This is a genomic window from Anoxybacillus kestanbolensis (assembly GCF_001996285.1).
Lineage (GTDB): Bacteria > Bacillota > Bacilli > Bacillales > Anoxybacillaceae > Anoxybacillus > Anoxybacillus kestanbolensis_A.
Window position 1 is genome coordinate 809,302 of record NZ_MQAD01000005.1, and the last position, 7,818, is coordinate 817,119.

General features: G+C 42.7%; 8 protein-coding genes. All 8 read right to left on the reverse strand.

The annotated features are described in order from the left end of the window. Positions 1-2: 2 nt before the first annotated feature. Positions 3-599, reverse strand: a complete 597-nt coding sequence (locus tag BO219_RS06640; RefSeq protein WP_077428916.1) for a YrrS family protein — start codon at positions 597-599, stop codon at positions 3-5. Then, complete coding sequence (locus BO219_RS06645; RefSeq protein ID WP_077428917.1) at positions 596-2,344, reverse strand: peptidoglycan D,D-transpeptidase FtsI family protein; 1,749 nt, start codon at positions 2,342-2,344, stop codon at positions 596-598. Before BO219_RS06645 ends, BO219_RS06640 begins: the two co-directional genes overlap by 4 nt. Before the next feature lie 47 nt (positions 2,345-2,391). Next, positions 2,392-2,868: a transcription elongation factor GreA gene (greA, locus tag BO219_RS06650; RefSeq protein ID WP_004889325.1), complete on the reverse strand. Its 477-nt coding sequence runs from the start codon at positions 2,866-2,868 to the stop codon at positions 2,392-2,394. 93 nt (positions 2,869-2,961) lie between these two features. Further along, a complete protein-coding gene (udk, locus tag BO219_RS06655; protein WP_077428918.1) occupies positions 2,962-3,597 on the reverse strand; it encodes a uridine kinase in 636 nt (211 codons plus the stop codon). 1 nt (position 3,598) lies between these two features. Further along, the gene (locus BO219_RS06660; protein ID WP_077428919.1) at positions 3,599-4,852 is read right to left on the reverse strand and encodes a peptidase U32 family protein; all 1,254 of its coding nucleotides are present in this window, start codon (positions 4,850-4,852) and stop codon (positions 3,599-3,601) included. Positions 4,853-4,872: 20 nt separating this feature from the next. Further along, complete coding sequence (locus BO219_RS06665; protein WP_077428920.1) at positions 4,873-5,802, reverse strand: peptidase U32 family protein; 930 nt, start codon at positions 5,800-5,802, stop codon at positions 4,873-4,875. 1 nt (position 5,803) lies between these two features. Continuing rightward, positions 5,804-6,451: an O-methyltransferase gene (locus BO219_RS06670; RefSeq protein ID WP_077428921.1), complete on the reverse strand. Its 648-nt coding sequence runs from the start codon at positions 6,449-6,451 to the stop codon at positions 5,804-5,806. Positions 6,452-6,560: 109 nt separating this feature from the next. After that, positions 6,561-7,643, reverse strand: coding sequence for an endolytic transglycosylase MltG (gene mltG, locus BO219_RS06675; protein WP_077428922.1), 1,083 nt, complete (start codon positions 7,641-7,643; stop codon positions 6,561-6,563). Between the last annotated feature and the right edge of the window lie 175 nt (positions 7,644-7,818).

A 7,818-nucleotide genomic window follows, 5' to 3' on the forward strand; every position in this document is an offset into this window, starting at 1 on the left:
CGTTACGGACGACGCTCTATTTCTTTTAGTTGTTGCACTTTCGTCGGCTTCCACCCTTCATTTGTCACCCATTCGATAAACACTTTATAATGTTCTGTTTTATCTTTTTTGGAAACGGTAGCAACGGCGTGATTCGGGCTGCCGCCATTTCCGATAAACCAGACGATAAGATCGGACGAAGAAATGCCTGTCGCATAACTAATAGCATCGAGCATCTCTTTCCAATCGACCGAGTTTTTATCGTATTGTGTCACATGTGGCTCAGATTGGGTCGTGCCGATCGGCTGCCATGTCGGATTGACGATCTCACGAATCACGTTTGAGTTTGGATCATCGACAACCGTTTCTTCAACGTTGTCGTTCGATTGTTGCTCATTTGTTTCTGTTTCCGTTTCGGATGGTTGCTCATCGTTTGGCGGCTCATTTGTCTCCACTTCAACCGGTTGTGGCGAAGCATTCGTTTCTTTTGTCGGTCGGTCGTTGGCGAACAACCATTTCCATCCAAAAAATAAAATAAGCGCAAATACAATGGTAATTAACGTATTCAATATGCGGTTTACTTTTCTTTGTTTTGAACGTTTCGCAAAACGGCTGCTCACTCTTCATACCTTCCTTTCTCTTCCAAATCATATGTTGCGCGAACGATATCAGCAAAAATGGCATTCGTGACGGAGGCAGATGACGTTGTTTCTAATTGTACCACAACGAGCGCGTATTTTGGACGATCAGCTGGGAAATAACCCGCAAACCATTTATTTACGAGTTCTCCTTTCCCTGTTTCTGCTGTTCCTGATTTTCCTGCTACGGCATATGGCAATGATTGAAACGAACGCCCAGTCCCTTCCGGATGCGTCACAACGAGTTGTAATAGCTCTTGTAGTTTGTCGATCGTCTCTTTCTGCAATGAATCCATCGTTAACCGCTTCTCATCAAATGTGAAAAATGTCGTTCCGTTTTTATACATCATTTTTTTAGTGATGCGCACTTGTTTTGCCTCACCACCGCGAGCAATCGTTGCCATCATATTCGCCACCGCCAGCGGTGAAACGCGTACATCTTTTTGACCGATTGACGTTTGAGCAATAGCAAGCGGAATATGTTTATCCCGTGCATCTCCCCAAATGTTCCCTTTTTTCTCTTCACGAAGCGGGCGAAACGATTGAAAATGATATACATCTCCTTCCCAACCCACGCGCGGAAGCAAACCGAGCTTTCGAGCATATACATCAAACATATTTTCGTCTATCGCAATGAGCTGTTTTCCTAGCTCTCCAAACGTTCGATTGCAACTAATCGCAAAGCTATCTTCAAACGAGCGCATCCCTTTCTTTTTCTCTTCTTGCTCACCGTTAATTTTACGATCACAGTTAAACGTCTGTCCGTGAACAAGCCCGTTTTCAAGCGCTGCGGCTGCAACGACAATTTTAAAAACAGATCCCGGCACTTGCGGAAGAAGCGCCTTATTTTCCATCGCTCCATCTTTGTACGGATCTCGTTCATCAATGGCGGGAGCGCTCGCTAACGCAACAACATCATTCGTTTCGACATCAAGCAAAACGACCGCCCCTTTTTCCATGCCATGTTGTGCAACGATTTGCTCAACACGTTGTTGCAGAGTACGATCAATCGTCGTTTGTACCGTAATTGGATAAAACGGATTCGCCTGCTCTGTATATTTCACATCCATGCCAAACAACGGCTCACCACGGGCGTCTACGTGATACAGTAGCTTCGTCTCCTCATCAGGAATTAAAAATTCATCAAATGAACTTTGTAAGCCAGACACCCCTATTTTTGTTTTTGGAGATAAGTTTCGATCCGCATAGCGTTCTTTTAACACCTTTTCATTTTCTCCAAGTAAACCGATGACATGTTGCGCATATTTTTGTTTGAGTTCGTACTGTTTATGAACGGCAATCACACCTGGGATGCGCAAATCATTAATCCGTTCCATTTGCCACGGTTGTAGTTGAATCGGCTGTTGACCATCATGTAAAATGATCGGACCTTTCGCCTCTTCTAGCTGTCGTTTAATTGTTTCTTTGGACACGGAAACGATCGCAGCAATTTGATCGATTGGCCAATCCATTTTCTTTAAGAATGGAAATAAAACGAGCGTTGGAACGTATTCATATGTGAGCGGCTGGCCGTTTCGGTCAACGAATACGCCGCGTCCATCGTCGATCACGAGCTGTTCGGTGCGCTGAGCGACGCTCGCTTCAATTAAGTTTATCCCGTGAAACGACTCGGTGCTCACAAGTTGTAATTGAACGAGTCGACCGATCAAACCGAATATGGCTAGTTGAATCATTATTAATATGATGACCATTCGTTTTTTTACCATAAAAAACACCTCGTCTTCATTGTCGACGAGGTGTTGTCTTTTAAAACCTATTTGACTGCAACGATTTTGACAACCATGTCGCCGCCAGGTGTATGAACGGTTACTTCTTCACCAACGCGACGACCGATAAGCGATTTGGCAATTGGGGAGTCGTTTGAAATTTTCCCTTCGAACGGATCAGCTTCTGCACTACCGACGATCGTATACGATTCCTCTTCTCCATCTGGAAGCTCAATAAATGTTACCGTTCTTCCAAGCGATACGGTATCTGTCTTTTCTAAATCTTCTTCGATAATTTTCGCATTGCGAATCATATTTTCAAGCATTTGAATGCGTGACTCCACGAACGCTTGCTCATCTTTTGCCGCATCGTACTCCGAGTTTTCCGATAAATCCCCGAAGCTGCGCGCAATTTGAATGCGCTCAACGACTTCTTTTCGTTTCACCGTTTTTAAATATTCAAGTTCTTGCTCGAGCTTCTCCTTCCCCGCTTTCGTCATTGGGTATTCCTTTTCCATTGACATGTCATTCACTCCTTTTTATTTATGTATGGAAAATGTACGAACGAGCAGTTCGTACACAAGACAAAAAGTTTACATATTATCTATGCTATGGTATTACAAAATAGAATTTTGTTCAAGAATCGTTTGAATTTTTGTAACCATTAAATCGATAGCAACGTGATTATGACCGCCTTCTGGGATGATAATGTCGGCATACCGTTTCGTCGGTTCAATAAATTGATTGTGCATTGGACGCACGACGTTTACATATTGCTCGATGACTGATTCAAGCGTGCGTCCGCGCTCTTTAATGTCGCGCAATAGGCGACGAATGATGCGAATGTCAGCATCGGTATCAACGTACACTTTAATATCCATTAAGTTGCGCAATCGTTCGTCTTCTAATACAAGAATACCTTCTAAAATGATGACATCTTTCGGTTCGACGCGAATAACGTCGTTTGAACGCGTATGAAGCGTATAGTCGTATACAGGTTTATCAATCGGCTCATAATTCAACAATTTATGAATATGTTCAATAAGCAAATCATTGTCAAAAGCAAGCGGATGGTCGTAATTCGTTTTTAAGCGCTCTTCAAACGGCAAGTGGCTTTGATCTTTATAATAAAAATCTTGTTCGAGCATTAAAATGGAATGTCCTTGAAAATGTTCATAAATCGCTTTCGTAACGGTCGTTTTCCCCGAACCGGAGCCTCCAGCGACCCCGATGACAACCGGTTTCTTCCTCATGTTAGTGCCCCTTTCTCATCATGTTGTATGGGAAAACTTCGCGATCGACTTTAAAACGAACAATTTGGAGCGGGTGGCGAGCAGCATCAAGCTCATTTCCTTCCTCATCCCAAATGGTTTCAATGACTTGTGTAAAGTTTTCAATTTCAGGTCCGAAAAATTCCACTTCATCGCCCGGCTTAAAGAAGTTGCGTTGTTGCAACGTCACGATGCCCGTTTCTTTGTCATAGTCAAGCACAAGTCCGACGAAATCGTACGTCGTTTTTTTGCTATGAACGCCAAACATTTGCTCTTTATAGCCTGGAACACCTTCAAAAAAGGCTGGCGCGGTGTCACGATTCGCACATTTATCAAGCTCATCTAGCCACTCTTTACGAATGACGAAATTGTCAGGATCAGCACAATATGCATCAATCACTTTACGATACACACTTACAACCGTTGCGACGTAGTGAATGGACTTCATGCGTCCTTCGATTTTTAAACTATCAATACCGAGCTCAATCATTTTTGGAATCGATTGAATTAAGTTTAAATCTTTCGGGCTCATCGCAAACGGATCGTCTTCTTTGTCAAATAATGCGACTGCTTGATCGCCTTCAAGCTTGTACAAATCGTAATCCCAGCGACACGATTGACAACAGCCGCCGCGGTTCGAATCGCGCGCAGTCATATGGTTGCTTAGTACGCAACGTCCGGAATACGCAATACACATCGCGCCGTGAATAAACGTTTCGATTTCAATATCGACTTTTTCTTTAATTTCGCGAATTTCTTCCGCACTCGTTTCGCGTGCTAAAACAACACGCTCAAGCCCTTCTTCTTTCCAAAATTGCACCGCTTTCCAGTTTGTAAGCGACTGTTGCGTACTTAAATGCACCTCTAACTTTGGTGCAACGCGACGTGCGGTTTCAATAATGAGCGGATCAGCGACAATAATACCGTGCACGCCGACGTGCTCTAACCCACGCAAGTACTCTTCTAGCCCTGGAATGTTTTCGTTATGTGCGTAAATGTTTGTCGTCACATAAATTTTCGCACCGTATTTGCTTGCAAATTGCACACCTTCCGCCATTTCTTCAAGCGTAAAGTTATCGGCATTAGAACGAAGACCGTATTCTTGTCCGCCGATAAAGACCGCGTCTGCTCCATAATGCACAGCCACTTTCAATTTTTCTAAGTTGCCAGCGGGCGCAAGCAACTCTGGTTTTTTCACAATGACGCGCTTGCCATTGATAATTTGTGATATGCTCATGAAGGCTCCCTCCTTTTCGTTTAATATACCGTTTCTTTAAAGAAAAAGCCGGTGTCTAACGGGCGATGTGTCGGCTGAATCGCTTCAATGCGCGCAAGCAGTTCACCTTTTTCCTCTTCGTACTGCTCGCGATTTTCTGCACATAAATCAATGGCGCGGCGATATAATTTCGTTACTTCTGTAATATAATCTGGCTCATGAAGGACGCCGTCAATTTTAAAGCTATCGATTTTGGCGTCAATCATGTCTTCAAGTTCATCAATAATGCAAATATCATTAGGGCTCATAATGTGCGTACCGTTTTCATCTTCGAAAATCGGATATTTGTTGTCGCGTTCTTTGTCGTACAAAAAGAGCCCTTTTGCGTATTTCATTTGTTGAATTTCCATAAACTTGCCTTGATATTCGAAATAGTTACCGATGAGGGAACGTTTCGATTGGAACATGCATGTCATTCCATGTACTTGCACTTCAATTTCCACTTCCGCATGATTTTTAATATCAATGATTTCTTCCATATTCAACTCGCGGGCAAGAACGGCACGTTTTGCTCCTTTTCGTCCCCAATAGTTGCAAGCGTACCAGTTTGTCGCTGTCGTTTCTGTATTCCAATGAAGTTTCATATGCGGTGCCACTTCCCGTACTGTCATTAAGACAGCTGGGTCGCCAAACACGATCGCATCCACTTGTTGCTCTGCTAAAAAGCGGACATAGTCGCTCAGTTCATCAACTTTGTCATTATGAAAAAGTGCGTTCATTGCCACATATACACGTACATCGTTTTTTCGGGCGACTTGCATCGCATCGATCACATCTTGACGTGAAAACTCATCTGCTAAACGCAAGCCGTACCGTTGTTCACCAATGATGACAGCATTCGCTCCTGCTTGTGCGAGTTGTTCAATATGCGCCACGCTCGTTGGCGTAACAAGCAATTCTGGTTTTTTCATTCTATTCACCTCGTTTTCTCGATATCGCCATTCCGTCACCGATCGGAATGATGACTGTCTCATAGCGTGGATGCGCCATCAGCCATTCGTTATATGCTTGAATTTTTTTGATAAGCTGACGAATGCGTTTTTGTTCAATCGGTTCGTTTGTTGCTACAAGCCCTTTGAATAGTACGTTATCCGTTATAATAATTCCTCGCTCGCTTAATAGCGGCTCGTACAACTCAAAAAAGCGGCGATATTGTCCTTTTGCCGCGTCAATAAACAATACATCGAACGGAGCATGTTTTTTTACTTCATCGCTTATATGAAGCGCATCGCCAAACAATAACGTCATTTGTGCTTTTGTATTCGTTTGTTCTGCATAAACGAGCGCTTGTTTATAGCGCTTTTCATCTCGTTCAATCGTAACAATGTGCGCATTTGGCAACGCTTTTGCCATGCGTATGGCGGAGTATCCGATCGCGGTGCCAATTTCTAAAATGCGCGTCGGTTGAACAAGTTTTAAAATGTGCAACATCGTTTCGATGCCGAGCGCATCCATAATCGGCACATGATGTTCATGCGCATATTGTTCCATCGCTACGATCGCTTCTTCTTTTTTTGGTAGTAATCGTTCTAAATACTGAATCATTTCCTCATTTACCAACGAACTGTCCTCCTCGCAAAAACAAGAGTTCAAACGAATTGAACTCTTGTTTCATCACGATCCATAACTTTATATATACTACCATAAATCAAAACAAAAAGCGAACGTTTTATTGCTTTCCGATATATTTTGCCTTTTCGCGATTATGTTCGTCAAGTGTTTTTGTAAAAATGACATCTCCCGCTGGCGTGGCTAAAAAGTAAAAGTAGTCTGTTTCAGCAGGATGAAGAGCCGCTTGAATCGATGTTTCTCCTGCGTTTGCAATCGGCCCTGGCGGAAGTCCTTTATGCATATACGTATTGTAAGGCGAGTTTACTTCTAAGTCTTTATAGTATACACGTGATTTATGCTGTCCGAGCGCATATAAAACAGTAGGATCCGTTTGAAGCGGCATTCCTTTTTCAAGACGATTGTAAAAGACGCTGGCGATTTTTTCACGATCCGCCTTTTCGGTCGCCTCTTCTTCAATTAAAGATGCCATCGTCAATAGCTGATGAACAGTCATTCCGCGCGCTTCCATATCTTCTCCGTATTTCGCTAGCACTTCTTCCGTTTTAGCAATCATCGTTTCGATTATTTCTTCAAGCTTTGGCTTTTCTTCTGTAAACGAATACGTTGCGGGAAATAAATATCCTTCCAACGCATAACGAATATCTTTGTTCAACATATCAGCCGTTAAAACGGTAGGATATTTTTTCATCAACTCTTCAATGTACGTACGATTTGTTAATTTCGCCATCACGTCTTGCGAGGAATAGCCTGTTTTTTGCGAAATAATCGTCGCAATTTGTGTCAGTTGTTTTCCTTCTGGAACCGTTATTTTTAGCTTCGCTTCTTTCACGAGTTTTCCCGTTTTTAGCTGTTCAGCAATTTGTGCTAACGTCATCGCTTTTGTAAATGTGTAATTGCCTGCTTGGAAGTCAGCATGATTTTTAAATTTCACGTAGTAGCGAAAAATCGTCGCATTTTTGATGACGCCGTTTTTTTCTAACACATTTGCAATTGTATACACCGACGAACCGATCGGAATTTCAACATGAATCGGCGTTTTGTCGTTCGGATCAACAGGCTGCAAGGCAGAACGAATATATACAAATAAGCCAATGCATGCGGCAATTATCAACAATAACAAAGGTGCTGTAATGTATAGGACAATTTTTCGCACCGTCTTCGCTTCATGTTCTTGTAACATACGTCATCCTCCCTCACTTTTCACATTATACTACAAACACCGACACGACATAAATAAAAAAAGAAGCTGACGCATAGTCAGCCTCTCAGCTTGTCGACAAAGTCGACAAGCTGTTTTAATATATAGGTATAAGGGTATAGGAGGGGGAAATCGGATGCTTCAACGTCATCAAGAA

What these genes read in the sequence shown, in the direction of transcription:
- BO219_RS06645 (WP_077428917.1), bottom strand. Translation starts at nt 2,344, where the DNA reads ATGGTAAAAAAACGAATGGTCATCATATTAATAATGATTCAACTAGCC.
- greA (WP_004889325.1), bottom strand. Translation starts at nt 2,868, where the DNA reads ATGTCAATGGAAAAGGAATACCCAATGACGAAAGCGGGGAAGGAGAAG.
- udk (WP_077428918.1), bottom strand. Translation starts at nt 3,597, where the DNA reads ATGAGGAAGAAACCGGTTGTCATCGGGGTCGCTGGAGGCTCCGGTTCG.
- BO219_RS06660 (WP_077428919.1), bottom strand. Translation starts at nt 4,852, where the DNA reads ATGAGCATATCACAAATTATCAATGGCAAGCGCGTCATTGTGAAAAAA.
- BO219_RS06665 (WP_077428920.1), bottom strand. Translation starts at nt 5,802, where the DNA reads ATGAAAAAACCAGAATTGCTTGTTACGCCAACGAGCGTGGCGCATATT.
- mltG (WP_077428922.1), bottom strand. Translation starts at nt 7,643, where the DNA reads ATGTTACAAGAACATGAAGCGAAGACGGTGCGAAAAATTGTCCTATAC.